This is a genomic window from Hansschlegelia quercus (genome assembly GCF_004310425.1).
GTDB lineage: Bacteria > Pseudomonadota > Alphaproteobacteria > Rhizobiales > Methylopilaceae > Methylopila > Methylopila quercus.
The window spans coordinates 34,706-60,389 of sequence record NZ_SIUB01000008.1; the positions used below are offsets into that span (position 1 = coordinate 34,706).

Below are 25,684 nucleotides of genomic sequence, written 5' to 3' on the forward strand. Positions count from 1 at the left end.
CGCGAAGCGTCAACACGACCTTCGACGGCGCCTCCGAAAGGCGAGCGGCTCCGGACACCTCGGCCCGCGCGCGAATCCCGCTTTAAGAGCCCTGACGCTTGTCGAATCCGCAGCGGAAGGAGCTCGCGGCGTCGGCGGCCTCACGCGCCGTCGCCGCAGCGCCCGGCTCCTTGATCACGGCCATGAGACAGGACGTCCCGGACGGCTCTAGCCTGTAGACGACGAGGCGGTTCTCACGGCGCGAGGCAGCCGATTTGCCGACCCGATACTTCACGATCGCGGCGCGTGGCCGGCCAGTCGTCTTGTCGAGCCGCCACTCGACCGTGTCGGCAGGCGCGTACGACGCCCCGAGATCGATCTTCTCAGTGATGGGCCTGCGGCCGAACCAGAGCCCTTCGGACACATCGTCCTTGACCCAGTAAATCTCGATGTTTCCGACCCCCAGGCAGGCGCGGCGCGCGACGCCTGCGCCATTGTCGCCGCGGGTTGGGCAGCGATCGTAGTTGTGGCGTGTGTAGATGCTCTCCTTGACCTTCAACGGCTCCTGCGCTGCGGCAGGCGCCGCGACCGGGATCATGGACGCAGCGCCGAACAGCGCCGCTGCGATCATCACTCTACTAACAGCCATGAGCCCGGAATTCCTCGCGAATAGTTTTCAACATTAGGACGAAGGTCTTAGATCGCGCTGCACAAAAATATGGTCGACGCCTTGCTTTCGACTTATCGTTCAAACCTCGGTCCGCGCCCGCCTTTGTTCAGCGCGCGGAGATCCGAACACGGATCGCGCCGGGCGGAGAACGCTGCGTCATGCCGACCAAGTCCGATACGATCACGATCAAGAAATACGCGAACCGAAGGCTCTACAACACGGGGACGAGCACCTACGTCACGCTCGAGGACCTCGCCACCATGGTCAAGAAGGGCGACGACTTCCATGTCGTCGACGCCAAGACCAATGACGACATCACCCATCAGGTCCTGACCCAGATTATCTTCGAGCAGGAGAACAAGGGGCAGAACCTGCTGCCGATCAATTTCCTGCGCCAGCTCATCAGATTCTACGGTGACTCGATCCAGAGCTTCGTGCCGAAATATCTCGAGCTCTCAATGGGCGCCTTGGCCCGGGAGCAGGACAAGGTCCGTGGGCCGATGAAGGCGTTCGGCGCCCCGGCGCCGTTCCAGAACGCGGTCGAGGAGCAGATGCGCAACAACGTGGCCATGATGGAGCGCGCGTTCCGCATGTTCACGATGTTCCCTGGCGCGGACGGCGAGAAGACCGAAGAGCCGGCGGCGCAGCAGCCTGCCGCTACGCCGGCCAAGACCGACGACCTCGACGACCTCCGCCGCGAGATGGCGGAGATGCGCGCGCGTCTCGACAAGGTGACGTCGAAGGGCTGACCGGGGGTACGGCGCCAGCGCTCGTAGCCTATCGATCCCGCAACACGACGAACCGGGCGGCCTCTCTCAGCGCATCAGCCTCCGAGCCGAACGCGGCGAGCGCCGCATCGGCCTCGTCGACGAGCGATGCGAGCCGCGCCCGAGCGGCGTCGATGCCCATCAGGCCGACCAGCGTCGCCTTGCCGGCCGCCGCGTCTTTGCCCGTCGCCTTGCCGACCGACGCCGCATCCCCCGCAACGTCGAGCAGATCGTCGGCGAGCTGGAAGGCGAAGCCGAGAGACTCCCCGAACCGCAGCAGGGCTTCTTGCGCCGTCGCCGACGCGCCGCCGAGGACGCCGCCCATTGCGACCGACGCCGCGATCAGCGCGCCGGTCTTCATCGACTGGATCAGCCGAACGCCCGCCTCATCCGCGCCGCCGCCTGGGCCGAAGCGCCCTTCCGCCGCGAGATCGAGCATCTGCCCGCCGACCATGCCGCCGAGCCCTGAGGCGCGAGCGAGGATTGCGACCAGCGCAATGCGGACCGCGGGATCGGGATGCGTCCGCTCCTGCGCCAGCAGGTCGAAGGCGAGGGCCTGCAGCGCGTCGCCGGCAAGGATCGCGGTCGCCTCGTCGAAGGCGCGGTGCGTTGTCGGCCGGCCGCGGCGCAGATCGTCATCGTCCATTGCCGGCAGATCGTCGTGGATCAGGCTGTAGCCGTGGATGCACTCGACCGCGAGACCAGCCATCAGCGGTTCCTCGCCGGTGACGTCAAACAGCCGCGCCGAGGCCGCGACCAGCGCCGGCCGCAGCCGCTTGCCGCCGCCCAGCATCGCGTGGCGCATCGCGGCGACGAGCCGCTCGGGCCGGGCGATCTCGCCGGGCCGGGGCTTGGGCGACAGAACGCTGTCAAGCGCGACCTCGACGGCTTCCGCGGTTTCGCTGAGCAGCGCCTCGAAGCCGCTCATGCGATGTCGAGGATGACGGGGACGTGGTCGGAGGGCCGCTCCCAGCCGCGCGCTTCCCGCAGCACGGAGACGCCGGTCGAGCGCGCCACGATGTCCTCGCTCGCCCAGATGTGGTCGAGCCGGCGGCCGCGGTCGTTCACTGTCCAGTCCTGGCTGCGATAGCTCCACCAGGAGAACAGCTTTTCCGGATAGGGCGAGTGGGCCCGCACCGCGTCCACCCAGCGGCCGGCGACGCGCATGGCGTCCATGCCCTCGGTCTCGACGGGGGTGTGGCTGACGACCTTGAGCAACTGCTTGTGGCTCCACACGTCGTCGGGATGCGGCGCGATGTTGAGATCGCCGACCATGATCCGACCGCCCGTCTCGGCGATGCGCGTCGACCACGACGTCAGCTCTTCGAGGAACTGGAGCTTGTGCGCGAATTTCGGGTTGATCGCCGGGTCCGGCTCGTCGCCGCCTGCGGGGACATAGAAATTGTGCAGCGTCACGCCTTCGAGCGGGCCAGCCGCGAAGGTGGTGGCGAGGTGCCTGGCGTCGTCCTTGTCGGCCCAGCGCTCCCGCGCCGTGGTGACGAAGGGCAGGCGCGAGAAGGTGGCGACGCCGTGATAGCCCTTCTGCCCGTGGATCGCGACGTGCTCGTAGCCGAGCTTGCGGACCTCCTTCAGAGGGAAGCAGTCGTCCGCGCACTTCGTCTCCTGCAGGCACAGGACGTCGGGCGCGTGCTCCGCGACGAGCTTGGCCACCAGCCCGATGCGCAGGCGCACGGAATTGATGTTCCAGGTGGCGATGCGGACGGACATGAACGAAGGCGTCTCGGGAGGGGCCGCCGGGCTTTACGCGATCCCGTTTCGGGATGCAAAAACCATCCTCCAGACGCGAAGACGCCCGACCTCCGGGGGAAAGGTCGGGCGTCTGGCGCTGAGCGCTCCGCCGATCGGAGGAACGGCGGAAACGGGGCGGACCACGGAACCTGCGACGGGGGAGGCGCAGGTGAACTCCGGGCTATTCGCCCCGCTCGAGATCGCAGATGGGAGGTCGCTAGCGCAGCGTCAAGCGCACGCCTGCGTGAGCAGCCACGCGCTCAGCATCGCTGCCATGCGCCGGGAGCATCTCGGCCTTTGACCTTACCGGCCGCCGCCCGGCCCGCGGGTTCCGCTCGGCGCCTGGACGCGGAACACGCCGGGGTCGATCTTCGCCTGCGGATTGAGGTCGGAAAGCACCACGGACGTGTCCATCCCCTGCGCGTCGGTCACCGTCCACTGGCGCAGCTCGTAGTTCTGGCCGGAGAACAGCAGCTGGATCTGCGCCGCGCCGCCGATGGCGTTCTTCTGGATGAGCACGACCGAGACCATGTCGGGCTCCTGGTAGACGCCGATCACGTCGGTGTCCTTCATCAGGTCGATGTTCGCCGACAGCAGCACGCGCAACGGCGTCTGGCTGAGCGGCCAGTTCTCCTGCGTCGCGAGCTTGCGGTTCTTCACCACCACGGTGTTGCCGTTCGAGACGATCTCGAGCGGGCTCGGCGGCGCATACTGGAAGCGGATCTTTCCGGGCCGCGACAGATAGAGCTTGCCGACGCTGCGCGAGCCGTCCGGCCCGGTCTGCTCGAAGCTCGCGGTCAGATCCTGGATCGAGTTGAAATAGGCGTTCACGCGTTGCAGCGTCGCCCGCTGGGCGGCGTCGAGCTGGTTCACCGGCACGCCGCGATTGCCCGCGGCCGGCTGGGCCTGCGGCGGGGGCGGCACGTCGGCCGGCGCGCCCGAGGCGGACTGGGCGGCCGCGGGCGCGGCGGCGAGCGCTGACAGGATCGCGAAGGCGGCGGCGGAACGGCGAAGCGTCATGACGGGATTTTCGACCTTCCGGAACTCGAAACGGGAACAGGGACCGTAACGCGGCCCCGTGGCCGATTTAAGGGCCTCGCCGCCGATTGCGAGCCCTGCCGACTCGTTAGCAGCTTCGCAAGACGCTCCGCCGTAACCGCCATCCTCCGCCGTCATCCCCGACTTGTCCCGGGATCCATTTGCCGCCGCGCGTTGAGAACAGACCGCCGCGCGCCCGCTCACTCCCGCGCCGTCGCGTTTATGGATCCCGGGACGAGCCCGGGATGACGGCGGCGGGAGGTCTTGCGGACGCGCGAAATCCTCCGGCTGCCCGGATCGGCTTCAGGCCCGCTTTGGTCAAAGAGCCCCGGCGAACGACTTCGATCGCCGCACCTTACGGGGAAAGCGCGGAGCGCCGGGCCACCGTCAGGGGGTAGTGTAGTTGCCGGTCGCCCGGCGCTCCACGCGCGACGTCTCCCGTCTGGCTGCGGACGAAGTCTCGGACATCAATGGTTTTTCCCGCAGACATTCGCGTCCGCTTCGGGCGGGTCCCGGACCGATCCGGCCTTTGGAGCCGGGATCCGAAATCCGCCGCCATGCGCCCTTACGCCACGAAAGGCGCGCCCGTCTTAGTGCGGGCGGTTCTCTTCCCCGACGAAGCCCCCGCGCCCTCTTGAGGAACGCGCGAGCCGCGCCGACGCCGCAACAGACGCCCCGGGGCCGACACTTCCGGTCATGTCAGCCGCAGGCGCCGCTCCTCCCCCGCATGGCCGGCCGGTCCGGACACGCCTTCCGACGGGGAAGGATGTGCGGAAGAGAGCATGAGGCGGGGTGGAATGTCAAGGAATATTTACCCACATCAGCTTTCTCGCCATCGAACGGGCGCGCGCCTCTGCCTGACCCTTCGACGACAATCAGACTGTCCGTTTGCAAGGACTTGCCGGCTTATTATCCCGCGAGCGACGGAAGCGGAATGGCGGTTTTAGAGAGTCTTGCGGTAAGCGGCCCTCCGGCTACGATTGTCTTGTCGTGACCTCCCGTACAAGATTGATCCATGCTGGGCTATCGACGGACGTCATTTCGCAAGGCACATGCCTTACTTGGCTCGCTTCGTCGGAACCTGTCGGATTTCGATTCTTTGATCGCACTACAGCAATTGCTGACACGTGAGATCATGCGCGCGGAGCGCAGGGTTCCTGGCCTCCGCCTAATGCTGAAGACAAACCCGAATGATGCGAGCGTCAATCGTCGCCTCGAGGGATATCGCCATGCCGCATACATCTGGCGGTGCTTCGGCGACGCGATCGCCTTCCTTTATATGGATAAGCATGCCCTCAAACACACCTTCTACCATACCGACAAGGTAACGCCAAAGCAGAGCGCAGGCTTTTTAGGCAAAACCGGCATGGCGCATGAAATCGCGCTGGTTGAGTTTGCAAGCTCCAAAGGGGTGCCGGCGATGCTGACCGATCTCACGAACACCATACGCCATGGTGATGTGTGCCTGATGGGCGAGCCGGACCCTTACCTTATAGAGGTGAAGACTAGTATCGACCTCAACTCCCGTGGAAGGCGGCAAAAGCGCAGCATCGAGAAGTTGCAATCGTTTTTTAAAAACGACTTCAGCAGGGAACTGCGTGGCTCTTCATACGTCCAGCGCGTTGAGTACAAAATTTCAGAGCGTGATTACGCCAGCGAGATGGCGGCTTGCATTGCCGAAGCAATGAAAACGGGTCACGGCGTCCGGATGCCCGAACCTGGGTTGCTCTACATCGCAGCGACCAGGCGTTCCGCCGTCGAGGACGCCTTGAGCCAGGTTGAGGTGTCAGGAACGACGGTATTCCTTCTTAACGAGATTAAGTCGCAGAGGAGTTGGTCGCCCTACTATCCCTTCACATTGTCGCTTCAGGATTTCGAGCACCTTTGGGCATTCAGCCGCGGGACCGTCTATCTGATGGTGATAGTGGATTATTTGATGATGGTGACGACACTGAAAAGTGCGGGTCACCAAGCCGTTTTCGATCCCGATGCGGGAGATTTCCCTATTCGCTTTGTGCTGGATTCAGGTCAGATGGGAGCTATAGGCACGCACCTGTTAACTCGGATCGGGCTTGAGTTTCTCTCGCCATCGGTAATTGCTTTGTCTTCGGTCGAGATTTATCGAGCCTCCTCAGAACTGGTGGCTCAGCGGCAAGAGCAAGGCGAAGATGTCAGAGAATATTGCACAATGCCTAGCCCGGAAGCATGGCTTCGGGGCGATGCGCTATAACGTTGCCCCTAGGTTGAATTCCGCTGCAAGCTCTTTACTGCGATTGAATTTTCCTCTCGGACCGGCTGAGCGGCAGGAGTAGGTCGAGGGCGCGGCGGAGGCTCATCTCGCTTCGCAGAATAGGCACAGATTTCCGCGCTCCACCAGCGAGGCGGCGCGGTTGTATCCGATCTGGAGGCGGCGCTGGATGGTGGAGGTCGAGCATTTGCGGTCACGCAGCACGACGGCGACCGCCTGATCGTAGACGTCGCCGCCCTTCTCGCCGAACGAGCCCTTGTCGATCACCGCGCCTTTCCATCCGTCCGCCGTCCGGCGAAGCTGCTCTCTTGGTTCGCCCGGGGCGCCAAGATGCTGATCTCGTTGCGCATGGAATGGGACCGGGTCGAAGACCGCGCGGCCTACCCCTACAATCTGCCTGCCATCGCGCAGATCGACGAGCTCGATCTCGACGCGCCAATCGTGATCTTCGTCGGGGCCAACGGCTCCGGAAAATCGACGCTGATGGAAGCGATCGCCGTCCATCTCGGCTGCAATCCGGAGGGCGGATCGCCGAACTTCAACTTCGACACCGCGAAGACGCTGTCGTCGCTCCACCAGGCGTCTCGGCTCGCCCGGCGCATCCGCCGCAACGCGCCCCGGTTCTTCTATCGCGCCGACGCCTACCATGTGTTCGCCACCGAGATGCGCCGGCTGGACGAGAACGAAGACGAGGACGGGCCGCTCGGCGCAAACTCGCCGCCGGTGAAGATGTTTTACGGCGGGCAGGATCTTCACGAGATGTCGCACGGGCAGGCCGTCATCCGGCTCCTGCGCAACCGTTTCCGCGGCGGCGGGATCTACCTGATGGACGAGCCGGAGGCTGCGCTCGCGCCAGAGACCCAGCTCGAGGTGATCGCCCGGATCGCGGAGCTCGTGCGGAAGGGCGCCCGCTTCGTGCTCGCGACGCACTCGCCGCTGCTGATGGCGCTGCCCGGCGCCTTGATCTACGAGCTGTCGGACGAGGGGATCGCGCGGAAGAGCTACGCCGAGCTCAACCACGTCCGGCTCTACAAGAGGTTTCTGGGCGACCCCGAAAGCATGGTCGCGCGGCTGACGGCGCCGGAGGAGCCCGAACTGTTCGACGACTGACCTTCAGGCCGCGTCTTCGTCCCGCTCTCCGCCTTCCAGCAGGATCTCGCGCTTGCCGGCGTGGTTGGCCGGGCCCACCACGCCTTCCTTCTCCATCCGCTCGACGAGCGAGGCGGCGCGGTTGTAACCGATCTGGAGGCGGCGCTGGATGTAGGAGGTCGAGCACTTGCGGTCGCGCAACACGACGGCGACCGCCTGGTCGTAGACGTCGCCGCCCTCTTCGCCGAACGAGCCCTTGTCGAACACCGCGCCGTCTTCGGCATCAGTGGAGCCGTCTTCGTCGTCGGCGAGAACCGCGTCGAGATAAGACGGGCGGCCCTGTTTCTTGAGGTGCGCGACGACGGCCTCGACCTCGGCGTCGGAGCAGAACGGGCCGTGGACGCGGGAGATGCGGCCGCCGCCCTGCATGTGCAGCATGTCGCCCTGCCCCAGCAGCTGCTCGGCGCCCATCTCGCCGAGAATGGTGCGGCTGTCGATCTTGGACGTCACCTGGAAGGAGATTCGGGTCGGGAAGTTCGCCTTGATCGTGCCGGTGATGACGTCGACTGAGGGGCGCTGCGTCGCCATGACGATGTGGATGCCGGCGGCGCGCGCCATCTGGGCGAGGCGCTGGATGGCGCCCTCGATCTCCTTGCCGGCGACGAGCATCAGATCCGCCATCTCGTCGACGATCACGACGATGTACGGCAGCTTGCCGATCTCCATCACCTCCTGCTCGTAGATCGCCTCGCCGGTCTCGCGGTCGAAGCCGGTCTGCACGGTGCGGGTGATCGCCTCGCCCTTGGCGAGCGCCTGTTCGGCGCGGGCGTTGAAGCCGTCGATGTTGCGGACGCCGAGCTTCGACATCTTGCGGTAGCGGTCCTCCATCTCGCGGACCGCCCATTTGAGCGCCACCACCGCCTTCTTCGGGTCGGTGACGACGGGCGTCAGCAGATGCGGGATCTCGTCATAGACCGAGAGCTCGAGCATTTTGGGGTCGATCATGATCAGGCGGCACTCTTCGGGCTTCAGCCGATAGAGCAGCGACAGGATCATGGTGTTGATCGCGACGGACTTGCCGGAGCCGGTGGTGCCGGCGATCAGCAGATGCGGCATGCGCGCGAGCTCGGCGATGACGGGCTCGCCGCCGATCGTCTTCCCGAGGCACAAGGGGAGCCGCATCTTGGCCTTCTCGAAATCGGCGGAGGCCAGCAGCTCGCGCAGATAAACCGTCTCGCGGCGCGCGTTCGGCAGCTCGATGCCGATCGCGTTGCGGCCGGGGATGACGGCGACGCGCGCCGCGACCGCGCTCATCGAGCGGGCGATGTCGTCGGCGAGGCCGATCACGCGGCTCGACTTGATGCCGGGGGCGGGCTCGAGCTCGTAGAGCGTCACGACCGGGCCTGGGCGCACATTGATGATCTGGCCGCGGACGCCGTAATCCTCGAGCACGCCTTCGAGCAGCCGGGCGTTCTGCTCCAGCGCCTCCTGGCTCAGCACGGGGCCGGAACCCTTCTTTGGCTCGGCCAGCAGCGCGAGCGGCGGCAGCTCGTAGGTGTCCTGCTCCAGCAGGTCGGGCTGCGCCTCGCGCTGGGCGCGTCGGCCGGGGCGCAGTGCGCCGGGAACCGCGCCGACGCGGTTGGCGGGCGCCTCGGCCTGACGGCGGGCGCTCGGCGCGACCGGCGCGCCGGAGAGGTCGACGTCGCCGCCGTCACGCAGCGCCGGCTCGCGGCGCGGGGCGCGGGGCGCGTCTTCGAAATCGTCGCTCGCCCGCGCGAGGATGCGCGACAGCGTGTGCTCGTCGGGGCGGACGTCTTCGCGATCGCGCGACAGCTTCCTCGCGATCGCGGCCTTGGCCGAGAGCGCCCAATGGGTGAGAAGGCCGAGCGAGACGAGGCGGCGGTCGTCCTCGTCCTCCTCCTCATACTCGTCGATCGGCTGAGCGGCCGCAGGCCGTCCGGGAGCCTGACGAGGGGCCTGCGGCTCCTGGCGGGAGTCGCGGCGGGGGCTGACCGCCGCGCGCTCGCTCGGCGCGACGAGGCCGATCGCGAGGGCGAAGCCCGTGACGCCGAGCGTTGCAAAGACGCCGCCCGCGATCAGCGAGCCTGTCGCGCCGCCAAGGCCGAGCGCGTCGAGGCTCATCGAGAACAGGTCGCCGACGCAGCCGCCGAGACCCGTGGGCAGCGGCCAGGACGCCGGCGCGGGCGCGACGCCGGCGAGCCCCGCGAGCAGGATCGCAGCGACGGGCCAGGCGACGACCTTGAGACGCTCACGCTCGACGGCGCGGCGCGTCATCAGCGACCAGCCCCAGACGCCGATCGGCGCCACGAAAGCGGACGCCGCGAGTCCGAAGGCCTGGGTGAGCATGTCGGCGACGATCGCGCCGGGCGCGCCGAGCAGATTGTGGACGGGGCCGTCGGTCGCGTGGCTGAAGCTCGGATCCTGCACCGACCAGGTGGCGAGCGCCGCGCCTGCCAGTCCCGCGAGCAGCACCAGCGCCACGCCGCCCAGTTCAGTCGCGCGCCTGACGAGCGTCGCGCGGACGGAGTCCGGCAGGACGGAGGCGGTGTGGAAGCCGCGCGGGCGGGGACGTAACGCGCGAATGCTCATCGAATGCTCCCGGCAGGGCCGCTCCGGCCGTGATGGCGGACGCCCTGCCCCGCCGCGAAACCCTCATCCCCCGATGAACGCATCCGCGACGCCGACCCAAGTTGAACGCTTGACCGCTTACCGGCCGATCCTTTGAAAATCCTAGGCGCAAGAGGGTTAAGGCGGGCTTACCCCCTCGCGGCGAAGACGCCGAAAATGCAGCTCCTCGGGGCTCTTCGAACGAAAAAGGCCCCGGCTAAGCCGGGGCCTTCGTGCTTCGGGATCCGTCGGAGGCGAATGCGCCGCCGGGGATCAGATGTTGTAGGCGCGCTCGCCGTGCTCGGTGACGTCGAGACCCTCGCGCTCCTTATCCTCGGAGACGCGCAGACCGATGATGACGTCCACGATCTTGTAGAGGATGAACGAGCCGACGCCGGACCAGACGACCGTCACGAGGACGCCCTTGGCCTGAGCGGTGACCTGGGTGATCAGGTCGTAGGCGCCGGCCGTGCCCGCGCCGTTGTCGAGCGTGTAGTCGACCACGCCAGCGCCGCCGAGGGCGGGGTTGACGAGGATGCCGGTCGCGATCGCGCCGACGATGCCGCCGATGCAGTGGACGCCGAAGACGTCCAGGGAGTCGTCGTAGCCGAGGGCGTTCTTCACGCTCGTGCAGAACACGTAGCAGACCACGCCGACGACCAGGCCGAGGACGATCGAGCCCATCGGACCGGCAAAGCCGGCGGCGGGCGTGATCGCGACGAGGCCGGCGACGGCGCCCGAGGCGATGCCGAGCATGCTCGGGTGACCCTTCGCCATCCATTCGATGAACATCCAGGCGAGAGCCGCAGCAGCGGTCGCGACAAAGGTGTTGATCATGGCGAGAGCGGCGTAGCCGTTGGCCTCGAGGTTGGAGCCGGCGTTAAAGCCGAACCAGCCGACCCACAGGAGGCCGGCGCCGACGAGGGTCAGCGTCAGGGAGTGCGGAGCCATCGGCTCGCGGCCGAAGCCGATGCGCGGGCCGAGGACGAGAGCGCCGACCAGCGCGGTGATGCCCGCGTTGATGTGCACGACGGTGCCGCCGGCGAAGTCGATCGCGCCGAAGGCCCAGATCAGGCCTGCGCCGGCGACGGTCGCGTCAGCGGGGTTCGTCGCGGCGAACTCCGGACCGGGCCAGAACCAGACCATGTGGGCCATCGGGAAGTAGATGAAGGTGACCCAGAGGACCGTGAACACCAGCAGCGCCGAGAACTTGATGCGCTCGGCGAAGGCGCCGACGATCAGCGCCGGCGTGATGGCGGCGAAGGTCATCTGGAAGCAGACGAAGACGAGCTCGGGGATCACCACGCCGCGCGAGAAGCTCTCGACAGTGGTGGTCACGTCGACGCCGGCGAGGAACGCCTTGGAGAAGCCGCCGACATAGGAGTTCAGGCTGCCGCCGTCGCTGAAGGCGAGCGAATAGCCGTAGACGACCCAGATGATCATGACGAGGCAGGCGATCGCCATCACCTGCATGAGCACCGATAGCATGTTCTTGGTGCGGACCAGGCCGCCATAGAACAAAGCGAGGCCCGGCACCGTCATCAGAAGCACCAGGACGGTGGAGAGCAGCATCCAGGTGGTGTCGCCCTTGTTCGGCACGGGCGCGGCGGCGGCGGCCGGAGCGGCGGCCGTGGCGGCCGCTTCGCCGCCCGGAGCCATGGTCTGCGCGTAGGCGGCGCCCGCCATCAGGACGCCTGCGGCCAGGGCCGGCGCTCCCCAGCGTAATACGGAACCCAGTTTCATCGAGTGAACTCCCGAAGACTTAAGAGGAGAAAGAGGGTGCGTCGGCCGCGCCTTACAGCGCGTCGGTGTCGGTCTCGCCGGTGCGGATGCGCACCGCCTGGTCGATCGCGTAGACGAAGATCTTGCCGTCGCCGATCTGGCCGGTCTTGGCGGCGGCGGCGATGGCTTCGATGACCTTGTCGACGGACGCGGCGGCGACCGCGACCTCGATCTTCAGCTTCGGAAGAAAGCTCACCGCGTATTCGGCGCCGCGGTAGATTTCGGTGTGGCCCTTCTGGCGACCGTAGCCCTTCACTTCGGTGACGGTCAGGCCGTGGACGCCGATGCCCGTAAGGGCGTCGCGGACCTCGTCCAACTTGAATGGCTTGATGATGGCCATCACGAGTTTCATGCGTCGGGTTCCCCGTTAGCCCACCGCCCGCTTGTGAGACGCGCGAACAGTCGACAGTTGACGATGACGATCCCCAGCCGAAGCCGGGCTTGCGGCGCGTGGCAATCAAGCGCCGTGCCAAGTCTTCCGACCGCTCGTAAGCTGTTGATTCACACCACACAGCGCTGGATTTTCCATCGCCTGCCGAGACTCCCAAGCGGAATCTGTTTAGTTATCGATCCTTCCGATTAAAAAATGTGCATTCTTCGTGGGTTTTTCGTGGCTGCCGCAGAATCGCCTGAGCAATAATTCGGCGCCCGTCACTTTCGGCGGCGCCGGATGAGTCCCTCCTGGGCGACCGAAGCGACCAGTTCACCGGCCTCCGTATAGATCCGTCCCCTAGAGAATCCGCGGCCTCCGCCCGCGAACGGACTGTCCTGCGTGTAGAGCAGCCAGTCGTCGGCGCGGAACGGGCGGTGCAGCCACAGCGCATGGTCGAGGCTCGCGCCCTGGATATCGGCGGAGAACACGCTCGATCCGTGGGCGACGAGGGCGGTGTCGAGCAGCGTCATGTCCGAGGCGTAAGCCAGCACGCTCTGGTGCGCCGCCGGATCGTCTGGCAGACGTTCCGTCGCGCGGATCCACACGCTCTGCATCGGCGGCCGCGGCCGGCTGTCGACATAGCGGCTGAGATCGACCGGCCTGAGCTCGATCGGGCGCTCGCGTTCGAGATAGTTCCTGATCGCCTGCGGCATGTCCGCCGGCAGGCGATTCTTGAACGCCTCTTCCGAAGGCAGCTCGGTCGGGCGCGGAATGTCCGGCATGTCGATCTGGTGGGAAAAGCCCTCTTCCTCCGTCTGGAAGGAGGCCGACATCGAGAAGATCGCCTGGCCGTGCTGGGTCGCGACCACACGCCGGGTGACGAAGCTCCGCCCATCTCGGATGCATTCCACCTCATAGATGATCGGCGTCGACGGATCGCCGGGCAGCATGAAGTAGCCGTGGAGCGAATGCGGCGAGCGGCCTTCGACCGTGCGCGTCGCCGCGACAAGAGCCTGTCCGACGACCTGCCCGCCGAAGACGCGCTGCCAGCCGGTTTGTGGGCTTCGCCCGCGGAAGAGATTGACGTCCAATTGTTCGAGATCGAGGATCTTCAGCAGCTCGGCGACGGCGGACATGAGATCTCGGCTCTCTCGGAACAGGGCCGACGAAGCATCGTGCCGGACGTCCGCTCGTCAAGCCTGCGGTCCTCCGGTGATCCGCCGGCGCGCCAAAACCGAACAGGCCCCATGCTGTTCACCATCATCATGTCCGTCTGCATGCTCGCGAACGCGACGACCTGCCGCGAAGAGCGGATCGACATCCGCGGGCCGGCGATGGCCTGCCTCGTGCAGGCCCAGCCGGTGGTCGCGGAATGGAGCGGGGACCATCCGGACTGGAAGGTCGAGCGCTGGAAATGCCGTCCCTCCTGACAGGCGCCCTGCGATCCGTGCTAATCGTCGCGCTATGAGCGCCGCGCCCGAAGACATTCTCGACGTCGCGATCGCGGGTGGCGGCCCGGCGGGCCTGACGCTCGCGCTTGCTCTGCAGCATGAACTCGGAGCCGCGCTCCAGGTCGCGGTCTTCGATCCCGCGCTCGATCTTCCGGTGAACGACGCCCGCGCCTCGATGATCGCCGCGGACGGCCGAAAACTGCTCCGGCGACTGGATGTCTGGCCTGACGGAGCGACGCCCGTCGCAGCGCTCAGGATCACCGACAGCCGGCTCGACGACGCGATCCGCCCGACCTTTCTCGACCTTGCTGGACAGGCCGACGGCGAGCCCTTCGCGCATATGGCGCCGGATGCCGACCTGCGGGCGACGCTCAGGGCGCGCGCCGAGGAAGCCGGCGTCTCGCTCATCGCCGAGGCCATCGCCGACCACAGAGCGGCCCCGGGCATGGTCCGGATCACGCTGCAGTCCGGCGCGGTTCGACAGGCGCGCCTGCTGGTCGCGGCGGACGGAGCGCGCTCCCCGACGCGAGCCCGCGCAGGCGTGGCCGTCCACGCCTTCGACTACGACCAGACGGCGCTGGTCGCGACCATCGGCCATTCCGAGCCGCATCGCGGCGTCGCCGTGCAGCATTTCCTGCCCGGCGGGCCCTTCGCCATGCTGCCGCTCGACGAAAACCGCTCGTCGCTCGTCTGGAGCGAACGCCGCGCATTCGCGGACGCCATGATCGCAGCCGACGACGAGACTTTTCTGGCGGAGGTGGCGCGCCGCGCCGGGCCGGATTTCGGGACGCTGTCGCTCGCCGGACCGCGCGGCCATTTTCCGCTGCGCTTCATGCTCGCGGCGCGGTTCGTAGCGCCTCGGCTGACGCTTGTTGGAGACGCCGGCCACGTCGTGCATCCGCTCGCGGGCCAAGGCTTCAACGCCGGACTTAGGGACATCATGGCGCTCGTGCGCGTCGTCGCTGAGGCCGCCCGCGCCGGCGAGGATTTCGGCGCCCCCGCCGCGCTGGAGGTTTACGAGCGCGCCCGCCGTTTCGATGTCGCCGCGCTCGCCGCCGCGACGGACGGGCTTTACCGCCTGTTCGCGCGGCCCGCGGTCCGCTCACTCCGCGACGTCGGGATGGGCCTCGTCGACCGCGCGCCCGGCCTGAAGCGCCGGATCGTCGCCGCCGCGTCCGGGATCTAGCGCGCTCACGCGGCGCCGCGCCTGTTGTTAGTTGCGATCAGGCCGCCTCCAGAACGTGCGCAACCTCGACAGAACGAAGCGCTTCGCCTATGTATTGACCGAACGGTTCGGTCAGCGGCTTTCTCGCTCTCGCGGGCGACAATGCGACCGCGTCCGGATTGTGCGCCGCCGGGCTTTGAGCGAGTTATCGAACGCGGCGGATCGCACGAGAAACAGGGACGGACGAGAGAATGCGAGGCGACACCGCCACGGCCGTCGTGGCCGACGAAGCGATCGACAGCGCCAAGCGCCGGCAGATCGTCGACGGCGCGCGCAGCGTGTTCCTCGCGCAGGGCTTCGACGCCGCGAGCATGGGCGAGATCGCCCGCGCGGCCGGCGTCTCCAAGGGCACGCTCTACGTCTACTTCGACAGCAAGGAAGAGCTTTTCGCCGCTTTGGTGAAGAGCCAGTGCGCGCTGACTGCCGAACGTCTCTTCGAGCTCCAGGACGACAGCCACGACATCCGCGGCGCCCTACGGCGCCTCGGCCTGAGCTTTGTCGAGGCGGTGCTCGAGCCGTCCCATGTCTCGACCGTCCGGATGGTCATCGGCGCCGCGGACCGCAAACCGGAGATCGGCCAGCTGTTCCTAACCGCCGGGCCGCGCCAGGGCTGGGCGCGGCTATCCGCCTGGCTCGCGACCAAGGCGGAACAGGGCGAGCTTGTGATCGACGACGCCGACGTCGCGGCCAAGCAGTTCCTCACCATGTGCCACGGCCCGGTGATGATGCCGGTGCTGATCGGCGCGGAACCGACGCCGCCGCAGGAGCGCATCGCCTATCTCGTGGAGAAGGCGATCGACGTCTTCATGGCGGCCTACGCGCCGAAGCAGGGCTGAGCGTCGCCCCAGCGGTCGCCTTCGTCGTCCTTCCATGATAGGAAGGCCGCGTTTCCGCACCATCCAATCTCAACCGCTCCGACGCCGCCGAACGTTATGACGCTGCTCGACCTCACAAGACGCCCCGACGCCGACGACGCTCCCGCGCCGGCGCCCGCCCTTGCGGCCAAGCCGTCGCTGGTCGGGCTGACGCGCGCGCGTCTCGCGGAGGCGCTCTCATCTGTAGGCGTGCCAGAGCGGCAGCTGCGCATGCGGGCGGGCCAGTTGAACCACTGGCTGCACAATCGCGGCGCGACCTCTTTCGACCAGATGACCAACGTCTCGAAGGATCTGCGCGCGACGCTGGCAGAGGCCTTCACGCTGGATCGGCCCGAGATCGTCACCGAGCAGATCTCCAGCGACGGCACGCGCAAGTGGCTGCTGCGGCTTCCCGCACAGGGGCCGCGAACGCGGCCGGCGGAGGTCGAGACCGTCTATATCCCTGAAGAAGGCCGCGGAACGCTGTGCGTTTCGAGCCAGGTCGGCTGCACGCTGACCTGCTCCTTCTGCCACACCGGCACGCAGGTGCTGGTGCGCAACCTGACCGCCGCCGAGATCGTCGCGCAGCTGATCGTGGCGCGCGACAGGCTGGGCGACTGGTCGGGCGGGGCCGCGCCCGAAGGCGCTTCCGTGCCGACCGACGGCGGGCGCTTCGTCACCAACATCGTCTTCATGGGCATGGGCGAGCCGCTCTACAATCTCGACGCGGTGCGCGACGCGATCGAGGTGATGGCCGACGGCGAAGGCCTCGGGATCGGCCGCCGCAAGATCACGGTCTCGACCTCCGGCGTCGTGCCTGAGATGCGCCGGCTCGGCGAGGAGACCGGCGCCCAGCTCGCGATCTCGCTGCACGCTGTGCGCGACGACCTCCGCGACGTGCTGGTGCCGATCAACAAGAAATATCCGATCGCCCAACTGATGGAGGCGTGCCGGACCTATCCCGGCGCGTCGAACGCCCGGCGCATCACCTTCGAATACGTCATGCTGAAGGGCGTCAACGACAGCCCGGCCGATGCGCGCGCGCTGGTCAAGCTGCTCGCCGGCCTGCCAGCCAAGATCAACCTGATCCCGTTCAATCCCTGGCCGGGCAGCCCGCACGCCTGTTCGGACTGGGCGACGATCGAGGCGTTCTCGGAAATCGTGTTCCGCGCGGGCTATGCCAGCCCGGTGCGGACCCCGCGCGGCCGCGACATATCCGCCGCCTGCGGACAGCTCAAATCCGAGACGCAGCGGGTGCGCGCGAAGGACCGCCAGGCCCTCGAAGCCGCCGAATAGACGAGGTTTTTCGTGAACGGAGCGCATCACGAGGCGTTCTGATCATATGCTCGCCAGGCTCGCGTCTCGGATCCTGTTCGCCCCCGTCGGGCTCGTCTGCGGATTGTTCGCGGGCTTCCTCACGCTGGCGTTTCTGTCGAGCCACGACTTCGCGTCGTTCTGCGACTTCCCCGACGAGGTGATCCTGCTCGGCTACGACATGTCGCTGACGACGGTGGCGGTCGCGATGCTGCTAGGCCCGCTTATGGCCGCTCCGGCTTTCGTCGCGGTGATGATCTCCGAGATGTTTTCGATCCGCAGCTGGACCTACCACGCGATCGCAGGGGCGATCGCGGTCGCCCTTCCCTGGTCAATCGCGCCGTCGGGCTTTGAAGGCCCGCTGTTCAATTTCTCCAGCGTCTTGGCCGCAGGCTTCATTGGCGGCCTGACGCATTGGGCGGTCGCAGGCCGCAAGGCCGGACTCGCGCCGGAAGGGCCGCCGCCGGCCTGAGCCGCTGCCTCTGGAAAGTATTCGTTTACCCTGACGCGCGAAACTCGGGTCCTCAAGGAGGAGCGAAGGGCCATACGCCGCGCCGATCCATCCTCGCTCGGAGCAGGCCAGTGTCGGCGTCCCGCTTCTCCGTCGCAGCTCTTGCGGCGGCCCTCTCTCTTGCGACCTCGGTCGCGTCCGCCCGGTCCGATGATCCGATCGGCGCGCTCCTCGGCGGGTCGACCGCAGCCGAGCGCGACGTCGAGGTCACCGGCTCGGTCGACGCGGCGCCCGAGGCGGGCCGCGCGCACGCCGCCGCGCCCGTGCGCGTCGCCTCGCCGCAGCCGCCTGCGCAGGACTACCCGGTCGACCTGTTGATCTCGCTTGCGAACGACGCGGTGTTCACGCCGGACCCTTACCCCAAGGGCCGCCGGTCCGACCCGCGGATGATCAAGCTGCAGGTCCTGCTCGACCGCAACAACGCCTCCACCGGCGTGATCGACGGCATCTTCGGCGACAACGTCGTCAAGGGCGTCATGGCGTTCGAGGAGATGCAGGGCCATCAGGTCGACGGCAGGATCGACCCCGAGATTTGGGCTGCGCTCGAACGCACCTCCGCCGAGCCGGTGCTCGTCCCCTATACGATCACGCCCGAGGACGTCGCCGGGCCCTTCGTACCGACCATGCCGCAGGATTACGCCGAGCAGGCGCAGCTTCCGGGCCTCGCCTATCGCGACGCGGCGGAGATGCTGGCCGAGCGCTTCCATATGGACGAGGCGTTCCTGCGCCGTCTCAACCCCGACGTGACATTCGCCGAGGCCGGCGCCGAGATCATCGTCGCCAATCCCGGCAAGCCGCTCAAGGCCAAGGTCGCGCACATCATCGCCGACAAGGCCCGCAAGCAGATCCGCGGCTACGACGACGCCGGCAAGCTGATCGTCGCTTACCCCGCGACGATCGGAAGCTCCGACATGCCCTCGCCGACCGGCACGCACGCCGTGAAGGCGATCGCGATCAACCCGGACTATTGGTATCGGCCGAAGGTCAACTTCGTGCAGGGGACCAACACGAGCGCGCTCCGCCTGCCGCCCGGCCCGAACGGCCCTGTCGGCGCGACCTGGGTCGGGCTCGACAAGCCGACCTACGGCCTGCACGGCACGCCGGAGCCCTCGAAAATCGACAAGACCAACAGCCATGGCTGCGTCCGCCTGACCAACTGGGACGCGCGGGAACTCGCAGGATTGGTGCAGCCCGGCGTGCCTGTGGACTTCCAGGAGCCTCCGTCGGCCCCGGCCGAGGATGCGCCGGTCGCGGAGACACCTGCGCCGTCGGACCCGGTGGCCGAAGCGCCGCCGGTCGCTGCGCCGCCGCTGCAGCGCGCGCCGATCGAAGTTCCGAACCGCATCCCGCTCGCGAGCGAGCGCCGCGCGGAGCGCTGAGGTGTCCCACTTTGACGGTCTGCGTGCTTCGAGACGCCCGCTGAAGCGGGCTCCTCAGCATGAGGACCGTTGGGGCTTACTCAGACAATCCTCATGCTGAGGAGCGATCCGCTAGGATCGCGTCTCGAAGCGCGCACCCATCACTTCCCCAGCGCGGCGTCCACCAGCTTCATCGCCTCTTCGCTCGCCCATTCCGCGGGGCCCGGCAGATAGGCGATCTCGCAGCCCGCTTTGTCGAGGATCAGCGTCGTGGGCAGGCCCGTCCCGCGCCCGACGGATTTCAGCGCCTGCAGCGACTTGCCGGACGTGTCGACATAAAGCGGCAAGCGCTCCGCGCCGATTTCCTTGAGGAAGGCGCGCGGCTTGTCGACCGAGCCGAGGTCGAGCGAGACCGGGATCACCGCGAAATCCGCCCCGCCCTTCGCAGCCTCCAGCCGGTCGAGCGCCGGCATCTCCTTGCGGCAGGGCGCGCACCATGTGGCCCACAGGTTCAGCAGCACGACCTTGCCGCGGAACTGCTCAAGGCTGACGTCCCGCCCCTCGCCATCCTTGAACGCAAGCGCGGGAACCGCCCGCGGCGCAGCTGGCGCGACGATCCCGGCGACTTCACCGACGGCCGCCGCCGAGATCGCCTTCAGCGTCTCCGGACCTGCGGCGCAGCCGGCGGTCTTGTCGCCGCCGCCGATCCCGTATAGGGCGAGCGCGCTCAGGGCCAGCGTGATCACGGCCGCGATCAGGGCGGCGCGGACGATCGATCGTCGCGAGCGAACCGGTTCTGGCATGACTTCAACCTCGTAAGGCCCGGCGCGAGCCGGCGGAAACGCGGACGTTTCGACAATGAGCAACGCGATGTGGGGCGGGCGCTTCACGGACAAGCCCGACGCCGTCCTCGAAGCGATCAACGCCTCGATCGATTTCGATCGCCGCTTCTACGCCCAGGACATTGCGGGCTCCAAGGCGCATGTGGCGATGCTGGCCGCCACCGGGATCGTCTCGCAGGAGGACGCCGCCAAGATCACCAAGGGTCTCGACCAGGTTCTGCGCGAGATCGAGAGCGGCAAGTTCACCTTTTCGCGCGCGCTCGAGGACATCCACATGAACGTGGAAAGCCGGCTCGCGGAGATCGTCGGGCCGGCGGCCGGGCGCCTGCACACCGCGCGCTCGCGCAACGATCAGGTCGCGACAGACTTCCGCCTGTTCGTGCGCGACGCGGTGGACGCGCTGGGGGTCTCACTTCTCAAGCTGCAGCAGGCGCTGGTCGAGAAGGCGCATGCGCATGCGGGCTCCGTCATGCCCGGCTTCACCCATCTGCAGAGCGCGCAGCCCGTGACGTTCGGCCACCATCTGATGGCCTATGTCGAGATGGTCGGCCGCGACCGCGGCCGGCTGGCGGATGCGCGAAAGCGCCTCAACGAATGCCCGCTCGGCGCCGCCGCGCTTGCCGGCACCTCCTTCCCGATCGACCGTGAGATGACCGCAAAGGCGCTCGGCTTCGACCGGCCGACCGCGAACTCGCTCGACAGCGTCGCCGACCGCGACTTCGCGCTCGAGACGCTTTCCGCAGCCTCGATCTGCGCCGGCCATCTGTCGCGCTTCGCGGAAGAAATCGTGCTGTGGTCGACGCCGCAATTCGGCTTCGTCACGCTCTCCGACCGGTTCTCGACCGGCTCGTCGATCATGCCGCAGAAGCGCAACCCGGACGCGGCCGAGCTGGTGCGCGGCAAGGCCGGCCGGGTGGTCGGCGCGCTGGTCGGGTTGCTCACCGTGATGAAGGGCCTGCCGCTCGCCTATTCCAAAGACATGCAGGAGGACAAGGAAGGCCTGTTCGACGCGCTCGACACGCTCGACCTCTGCGTCGCCGCCACCACGGGCATGGTCGACGACATGGTCCCGAATCTGCCCGCGATGAAGAAATCGGCGGGCGCGGGATACGCCACGGCGACCGACCTCGCGGATTGGCTGGTCAGGACCCTCGGCATGCCGTTCCGCGAGGCGCATCACGTCACCGGCCGCATTGTCGCGAAGGCGTCCGAGGCCAAGGTGCCGCTGGAGAAGCTGCCGCTTGCGGCCATGCAGGAGGTGGAGCCCCGCATCACGGACGCGGTGTTTGCGGTGCTTGGCGTCTCAAATTCCGTGAAGAGCCGCACGAGCTATGGCGGCGCCGCGCCCTCGAACGTGCGCGCTCAGGCTGCGCGCTGGCGCAAGCGGCTCGCGAAGGAGCTTGCTTCCCTTGCGGGATAGAAGTTCTGGACGAACGCTCCTGCGTGCTTCGAGACGCGCCTTTGGCGCTCCTCAGCATGAGGAGGTTGGTGTATGCCATCCTCTACCGTCCTCATGCTGAGGAGCCTGCGAATGCAGGCGTCGCGAAGCACCCAGTCCGTCACCGCCAGCCATCCAACGGAACCGCCCGTGAGCCGCATCGCCGCCATCGCCGCCCTGCTCGCGCTCAGCCTCGGCCTCGCCGCCTGCGGCAAAAAGGGCGACCCCGAATATCCCGCGGGCACGCAAGTCGAGACGGTCAAGAAGCCCGACGGCACGAGCGACAAGCGGCCAAAGAAGTCGACGCGGCCGTTCGTGCTGGACGGCCTGCTGAACTGACCTCTGCCGACGGGCGCTCTTAGGCCATGCACCATTTCGACTATCGCGGCGGCGCGCTTCACGCCGAGGGGGTCGCGCTTTCGCGGATCGCGGAGGAGGCCGGCACCCCCGCTTACGTCTACTCGACCGCGACGCTGACCCGGCACGTCCGCGTATTCGACGAGGCTTTTTCCGGCGTCGATCACCTCGTCTGCTACGCCGTCAAGGCGAACTCAAACCAGGCCGTGCTGACGACCATCGCCCGGCTCGGCTGCGGCATGGACGTGGTCTCCGCGGGCGAACTCCAGCGCGCGCTGAAGGCCGGGACGCCGGGCGAAAAGATCACCTTTTCGGGCGTCGGCAAGACGGAGGAGGAGATCGCCGCCGCGCTCGACGCCAGGATCCTCAGCTTCAACGTCGAGAGCGAGCCGGAGCTCGAGGCGATCTCGCAGATCGCTTCCGAAAAACAAGTCGAGGCCCATGTCGCGCTCCGGGTGAATCCCGACGTCGACGCCAAGAGCCATGCCAAGATCTCGACCGGGTCGTCCGAGACCAAGTTCGGCGTGCCGATCGGCCGCGCCCGCGCGGTCTACGCCGAAGCCGCAAAGATGCCGGGGATCAAGGTCGCCGGCGTCGACATGCATATCGGCAGCCAGATCACCGAGCTCGCGCCGTTCGAGAGCGCGATCACCCGGCTGCTGCCCTTCGTGGCCGAGCTCAGGGCCGACGGCCACGCCATCGACCACGTCGACCTCGGCGGCGGCCTCGGCATCCCCTACCGCCTCTCGAACGAGCCGCCGCCGTTGCCCGCGGCCTATGCCGAGATGGTGAAGCGGCTCACCAGGGGCATCGACGCCAAGCTGATCTTCGAGCCGGGCCGTCTGATCGTCGGCAACGCCGGGATCCTGCTCACGCGCGTGATTTACGTGAAGCAGGGCGCCGACAAGACCTTCGTGATCGTCGACGCCGGGATGAACGACCTGATCCGCCCGACGCTCTACGAGGCGCATCACGAAGTCTGGCCGGTGAGCGAGCCGGCTCCCGAGGCGCCGCGCGGGCGGGTCGACGTGGTCGGCCCGGTCTGCGAGACCGGCGATTACCTTGCGCTCAACCGCGAGATGCCGATCCCAAAGCCGGGCGACCTGCTCGCGGTGATGACCGCCGGGGCCTATGGCGCGGTGCAGGCTTCGACCTACAATTCGCGCCCGCTGGTGGCGGAGACGCTGGTCGACGGGGACCGTCTCGCGATCGTCCGCGCCCGGCCAAGCGTCGAGGAGCTGATCGCGCTCGACGCCGTGCCGGACTGGCTGGCGTAACGTCCTCGCCGCTGGCGTCGCGTCTGTGCGCCCTGCGGCCGCCATGCTAGCGTGCCACAAACAGCATCCTTAGGCGGGGGCCGGAGACCGGCGGTTGGCGAGCGATAGACGAGACGGACCCAATCTGGGCGCCCTTCTCCTCAGGGCGCGGCTCGCGCTCTTCTGGGAGAACGCGTGGCCCTGGGCCGCAGCCGCGCTCGGCGTCGCGACGCTGTTCCTCGCAGTCTCCTGGTTCGGCCTTTGGGACGCGCTCCCTCCGCTCGGCCGCATGGCCGGCGTCGTCCTGTTCGCCCTCGCCTTTCTCGGCATTCTCGCGCCGATCGTCAGGGCCGGCCTTCCGAGCCGCCAGGCCGCGCTCGCACGGCTCGACCGCGAAAGCGGCGTCGCCCATCGCCCTGCGACTAGCCTCGACGACAGGCTTTCAGCGACCTCCGACGATCCCCTGACGCGCGCGCTCTGGAAGGCGCATGCCGAAAAGCTGGCGGCCGACGCCAGGCGGCTCAGGGCCGGCGCGCCGGCGCCAAGACTCGCGGCGCGCGACCCTTACGCGCTGCGCTTCCTGCTCGGCCTCGTCGCCGTCGCGGCCTTCGCCTATGCGGGCGCGGACCGCGGCGGTCGGTTGCGCGCCGCCTTCGACTGGACGACGCCCGCGCCCGAGAGCGCGCCGGCGCGCGTCGACGCCTGGGTCGCGCCGCCGGCCTATACCGGGCGACCGCCGATCTTCCTCACCGCTCGCGCAAGCGCGGACGCCGCGGCGGTGACGCCCGACGCCGCCGAAACTGTGCGTGCGCCCGTCGGCTCGATGGTGGTGGTGCGCGGGTCGGGGGGCGCCGTCGCTGTTACGCCCGAGGGCGGCGTCGAGCCGGTCGAAACCGAAAATCGTCCTCCGGAAGGACTCACCGAACGCCGCTTCAAGCTTACCGGCGACGCCGGCCTCAAGATCGCGGCCGCCGGATCGCCCGAACGCGCCTGGCGCTTCGCCGCCATCCCGGACGTTCCGCCGTCGATCACGATCGAGGGCGCGCCCAAGCAGAACGCCCGCGGGACGGCGACCGTCGGCTACGAGGTGAAGGACGATTATGGCGTCGCCGCCGCCGAGGCGCGCTTCGTGCTGAAGCCGGACCCGGCGGCGGCCCCCCGTCGCACGACGGGCGACCGCGGCGACGCGCCGCCCGCAAAGCCGCGCCCGCTCTACGAGGCGCCGAAGATCGCGCTCGGCCTGCCGCGCGCGAAAGCGCGCGAGGGGCGCGCGCAGACCCCGCTCGACACGATGGAGCACCCCTTCGCCGGCGCGGAAGCGACCATGACGCTCTACGCCCGCGACGAAGCCGGCCAGGAGGGCGCCTCCGCCCCGGTCGCCTTGCGGCTTCCCGCCCGCAGCTTCACCAACCCGCTCGCGCGCGCGCTCGTCGAGCAGCGCCGCGTGCTGGCCTCCGACGGCGATTCCAAGCCGCGCGTGCTGCAGGCGCTTCGCGCGCTCGCGCTCTATCCGGAGCAGTTCACCCCGCAGGCCGGCGTCTATCTAGGGCTCACCACCGCCTATCGCCGGCTGGAGATCGCGGTCTCCGACGACGAGCTCCGCGGCGCGGCCGACTACATCTGGGAGGTGGCGCTTCGTATCGAGGACGGCGATTTGCCGGACGCCGAGCGCGACCTGAAGACCGCCGAACAGGCGTTGCGCAAGGCGCTCGAGGAGGGCGCGTCCGAGCAGGAGGTCGCCAAGCTCACGCAGGATCTGCGTCAGGCGCTGGAAAAATTCATGCGCGAGATGGCGCAGCAGGCGCAGAAGCAGCCTCAGCAGCCAGCTCAACCCGGTCAGAAGGGCGCGCAGGCGGTCACGCCCAAGGACCTGCGCGACATGGTCGACCGCATGGAGCAGCTCTCGAAGCAGGGCTCCAAGGACGCCGCCAAGCAGGCGCTCGCCGACCTCAAGAACATGCTCGACAATCTGAAGAACGCGCAGAGCCAGCAGGCCGACCCGAACGCCCAGGCCCAGCAGCAGCAGATGGACAAACTGCAGGACATGATCCGCGAGCAGCAGAAGCTGCGCGACAAGACGTTCCAACAATATCGCCAGAACGACCGCGCCGACCGCAATCAGCGCCAGCAGGGCCGTCAGAAGCAAGGGGACCAGGGCGAGCAGGCGATGCGCGACCTCGAGAAGCAGCAACAGCAGCTTCGCGAAAAACTCGACCAGATGATGAAGGAGATGGGCGAGGGTCAGAAGCAAGGCGAGCAGCAGCCCGGCGAACAGCAAGGCGAGGGTCAGCAGAAAGGCCAGCACCCCGGAAAGCAGGGTCAGGGGAACCAGGGCGAAGGCCAGCAGCCCGGCCAGAACGAGCTTGGCCAGGCAGGAAAGAGCATGGGCGACGCCAAGGGCGCGCTCGGCCAGGGCCAGACCGGCGAGGCGCTCGACCAGCAACAGAAGGCGCTCGAAAGCATGCGCAAGGGCGCGCAGGCGATGGCCGAGAGCCAAGGCCAGGGCCAGCCTGGACAGGGCGGCCAGCAGGGCGAACAGGGCGCGGAGAATGGCGAGGAGGGCCGCGACGACGACCCGCTCGGCCGCCCGACCCGCCGCCGCGAGAGCGAGGGCAACACCACCAAGGTGCCCGGCCAGATCGAGGCCGAGCGCGCGCGGAAGGTGCTGGACGAGCTTCGGAGGAGGCTGGGCGAATCCGAGCGTTCGCGCGACGAGCTCGACTACCTCGAGCGGCTGCTCGCGCCTTGAGATTTC

At 67.8% G+C, this 25,684-nt stretch carries 22 protein-coding genes and 1 pseudogene; 13 read left to right on the forward strand and 10 right to left on the reverse strand.

The window, feature by feature from the left end:
- Nucleotides 1-82: 82 nt before the first annotated feature.
- Nucleotides 83-628, reverse strand: a complete 546-nt coding sequence (locus EYR15_RS14455; protein ID WP_131004279.1) for a hypothetical protein — start codon at nt 626-628, stop codon at nt 83-85.
- A 179-nt stretch (nt 629-807) separates the two neighbouring features.
- On the opposite strand from EYR15_RS14455, the gene phaR reads away from it, so the two are divergent.
- Nucleotides 808-1,398 (forward strand): polyhydroxyalkanoate synthesis repressor PhaR, encoded by a 591-nt coding sequence (phaR, locus tag EYR15_RS14460; protein WP_131004280.1) that lies wholly within the window; start codon nt 808-810, stop codon nt 1,396-1,398.
- 28 nt (nt 1,399-1,426) lie between these two features.
- Here the strand turns inward: phaR and EYR15_RS14465 are convergent, their stop codons facing one another.
- From EYR15_RS14465 to EYR15_RS14475, 3 genes are all read right to left on the reverse strand, one after another.
- Nucleotides 1,427-2,344, reverse strand: a complete 918-nt coding sequence (locus EYR15_RS14465) for a polyprenyl synthetase family protein (protein WP_131004281.1) — start codon at nt 2,342-2,344, stop codon at nt 1,427-1,429.
- Nucleotides 2,341-3,144 (reverse strand): exodeoxyribonuclease III, encoded by an 804-nt coding sequence (locus EYR15_RS14470; protein ID WP_131004282.1) that lies wholly within the window; start codon nt 3,142-3,144, stop codon nt 2,341-2,343. Before EYR15_RS14470 ends, EYR15_RS14465 begins: the two co-directional genes overlap by 4 nt.
- 324 nt (nt 3,145-3,468) lie before the next feature.
- A complete protein-coding gene (locus EYR15_RS14475; RefSeq protein ID WP_131004283.1) occupies nt 3,469-4,185 on the reverse strand; it encodes a LolA family protein in 717 nt (238 codons plus the stop codon).
- A 1,033-nt stretch (nt 4,186-5,218) separates the two neighbouring features.
- Between EYR15_RS14475 and EYR15_RS14480 the strand changes: the two genes are divergently transcribed.
- The gene (locus EYR15_RS14480) at nt 5,219-6,433 is read left to right on the forward strand and encodes a hypothetical protein (protein ID WP_131004284.1); all 1,215 of its coding nucleotides are present in this window, start codon (nt 5,219-5,221) and stop codon (nt 6,431-6,433) included.
- 135 nt (nt 6,434-6,568) lie between these two features.
- Here EYR15_RS14480 and EYR15_RS14485 read toward each other — a convergent pair.
- A pseudogene (locus tag EYR15_RS14485) lies at nt 6,569-6,724 on the reverse strand (DNA translocase FtsK); the annotation flags it as partial.
- Between the two features lie 57 nt (nt 6,725-6,781).
- Between EYR15_RS14485 and EYR15_RS14490 the strand changes: the two are divergent.
- Nucleotides 6,782-7,561 carry an AAA family ATPase gene (locus tag EYR15_RS14490; RefSeq protein WP_131004285.1) on the forward strand — a complete coding sequence of 260 codons (780 nt, stop codon included), beginning with the start codon at nt 6,782-6,784 and terminating at the stop codon, nt 7,559-7,561.
- Between the two features lie 3 nt (nt 7,562-7,564).
- On the opposite strand, the gene EYR15_RS14495 is transcribed toward EYR15_RS14490, so the two are convergent.
- The 4 genes from EYR15_RS14495 to tesB all read right to left on the reverse strand — a co-directional run bounded on the left by EYR15_RS14495 (nt 7,565) and on the right by tesB (nt 13,459).
- A complete protein-coding gene (locus EYR15_RS14495) occupies nt 7,565-10,150 on the reverse strand; it encodes a DNA translocase FtsK (protein WP_131004286.1) in 2,586 nt (861 codons plus the stop codon).
- A 291-nt stretch (nt 10,151-10,441) separates the two neighbouring features.
- The gene (locus EYR15_RS14500) at nt 10,442-11,911 is read right to left on the reverse strand and encodes an ammonium transporter (protein ID WP_165455512.1); all 1,470 of its coding nucleotides are present in this window, start codon (nt 11,909-11,911) and stop codon (nt 10,442-10,444) included.
- A 52-nt stretch (nt 11,912-11,963) separates the two neighbouring features.
- Nucleotides 11,964-12,302, reverse strand: a complete 339-nt coding sequence (locus EYR15_RS14505) for a P-II family nitrogen regulator (protein ID WP_131004287.1) — start codon at nt 12,300-12,302, stop codon at nt 11,964-11,966.
- 299 nt (nt 12,303-12,601) lie between these two features.
- Nucleotides 12,602-13,459: an acyl-CoA thioesterase II gene (gene tesB / locus EYR15_RS14510; RefSeq protein WP_131004288.1), complete on the reverse strand. Its 858-nt coding sequence runs from the start codon at nt 13,457-13,459 to the stop codon at nt 12,602-12,604.
- A 111-nt stretch (nt 13,460-13,570) separates the two neighbouring features.
- Here tesB and EYR15_RS14515 point away from each other — a divergent pair, with 111 nt between their 5' ends.
- The 6 genes from EYR15_RS14515 to EYR15_RS14540 all read left to right on the forward strand — a co-directional run bounded on the left by EYR15_RS14515 (nt 13,571) and on the right by EYR15_RS14540 (nt 19,057).
- The gene (locus EYR15_RS14515; protein ID WP_131004289.1) at nt 13,571-13,753 is read left to right on the forward strand and encodes a hypothetical protein; all 183 of its coding nucleotides are present in this window, start codon (nt 13,571-13,573) and stop codon (nt 13,751-13,753) included.
- 34 nt (nt 13,754-13,787) lie between these two features.
- Nucleotides 13,788-14,960: an FAD-dependent monooxygenase gene (locus EYR15_RS14520; protein WP_131004290.1), complete on the forward strand. Its 1,173-nt coding sequence runs from the start codon at nt 13,788-13,790 to the stop codon at nt 14,958-14,960.
- A gap of 230 nt (nt 14,961-15,190) precedes the next feature.
- Nucleotides 15,191-15,835, forward strand: coding sequence for a TetR/AcrR family transcriptional regulator (locus EYR15_RS14525; protein ID WP_131004291.1), 645 nt, complete (start codon nt 15,191-15,193; stop codon nt 15,833-15,835).
- A 96-nt stretch (nt 15,836-15,931) separates the two neighbouring features.
- A complete protein-coding gene (rlmN, locus tag EYR15_RS14530) occupies nt 15,932-17,149 on the forward strand; it encodes a dual-specificity RNA methyltransferase RlmN (protein ID WP_131004292.1) in 1,218 nt (405 codons plus the stop codon).
- Nucleotides 17,150-17,195: 46 nt separating this feature from the next.
- Nucleotides 17,196-17,639 carry a hypothetical protein gene (locus tag EYR15_RS14535; protein WP_131004293.1) on the forward strand — a complete coding sequence of 148 codons (444 nt, stop codon included), beginning with the start codon at nt 17,196-17,198 and terminating at the stop codon, nt 17,637-17,639.
- 110 nt (nt 17,640-17,749) lie between these two features.
- On the forward strand, nt 17,750-19,057 hold the full coding sequence (locus tag EYR15_RS14540; RefSeq protein ID WP_131004294.1) for a L,D-transpeptidase family protein: 1,308 nt from the start codon (nt 17,750-17,752) through the stop codon (nt 19,055-19,057).
- Between the two features lie 140 nt (nt 19,058-19,197).
- On the opposite strand, the gene tlpA is transcribed toward EYR15_RS14540, so the two are convergent.
- Nucleotides 19,198-19,839 carry a thiol:disulfide interchange protein TlpA gene (gene tlpA / locus EYR15_RS14545; protein WP_131004295.1) on the reverse strand — a complete coding sequence of 214 codons (642 nt, stop codon included), beginning with the start codon at nt 19,837-19,839 and terminating at the stop codon, nt 19,198-19,200.
- Nucleotides 19,840-19,894: 55 nt separating this feature from the next.
- Between tlpA and argH the strand changes: the two genes are divergently transcribed.
- The 4 genes from argH (at nt 19,895) to EYR15_RS14565 (ending at nt 25,678) form a co-directional block, all read left to right on the forward strand.
- Nucleotides 19,895-21,298 carry an argininosuccinate lyase gene (gene argH, locus EYR15_RS14550; RefSeq protein ID WP_131004296.1) on the forward strand — a complete coding sequence of 468 codons (1,404 nt, stop codon included), beginning with the start codon at nt 19,895-19,897 and terminating at the stop codon, nt 21,296-21,298.
- Nucleotides 21,299-21,466: 168 nt separating this feature from the next.
- Nucleotides 21,467-21,655, forward strand: coding sequence for an LPS translocon maturation chaperone LptM (gene lptM / locus EYR15_RS14555; protein ID WP_131004297.1), 189 nt, complete (start codon nt 21,467-21,469; stop codon nt 21,653-21,655).
- A 26-nt stretch (nt 21,656-21,681) separates the two neighbouring features.
- Nucleotides 21,682-22,950, forward strand: a complete 1,269-nt coding sequence (gene lysA / locus EYR15_RS14560) for a diaminopimelate decarboxylase (protein ID WP_131004298.1) — start codon at nt 21,682-21,684, stop codon at nt 22,948-22,950.
- Between the two features lie 94 nt (nt 22,951-23,044).
- Nucleotides 23,045-25,678, forward strand: coding sequence for a TIGR02302 family protein (locus EYR15_RS14565; protein ID WP_131004299.1), 2,634 nt, complete (start codon nt 23,045-23,047; stop codon nt 25,676-25,678).
- The last annotated feature ends 6 nt before the right edge of the window (nt 25,679-25,684 follow it).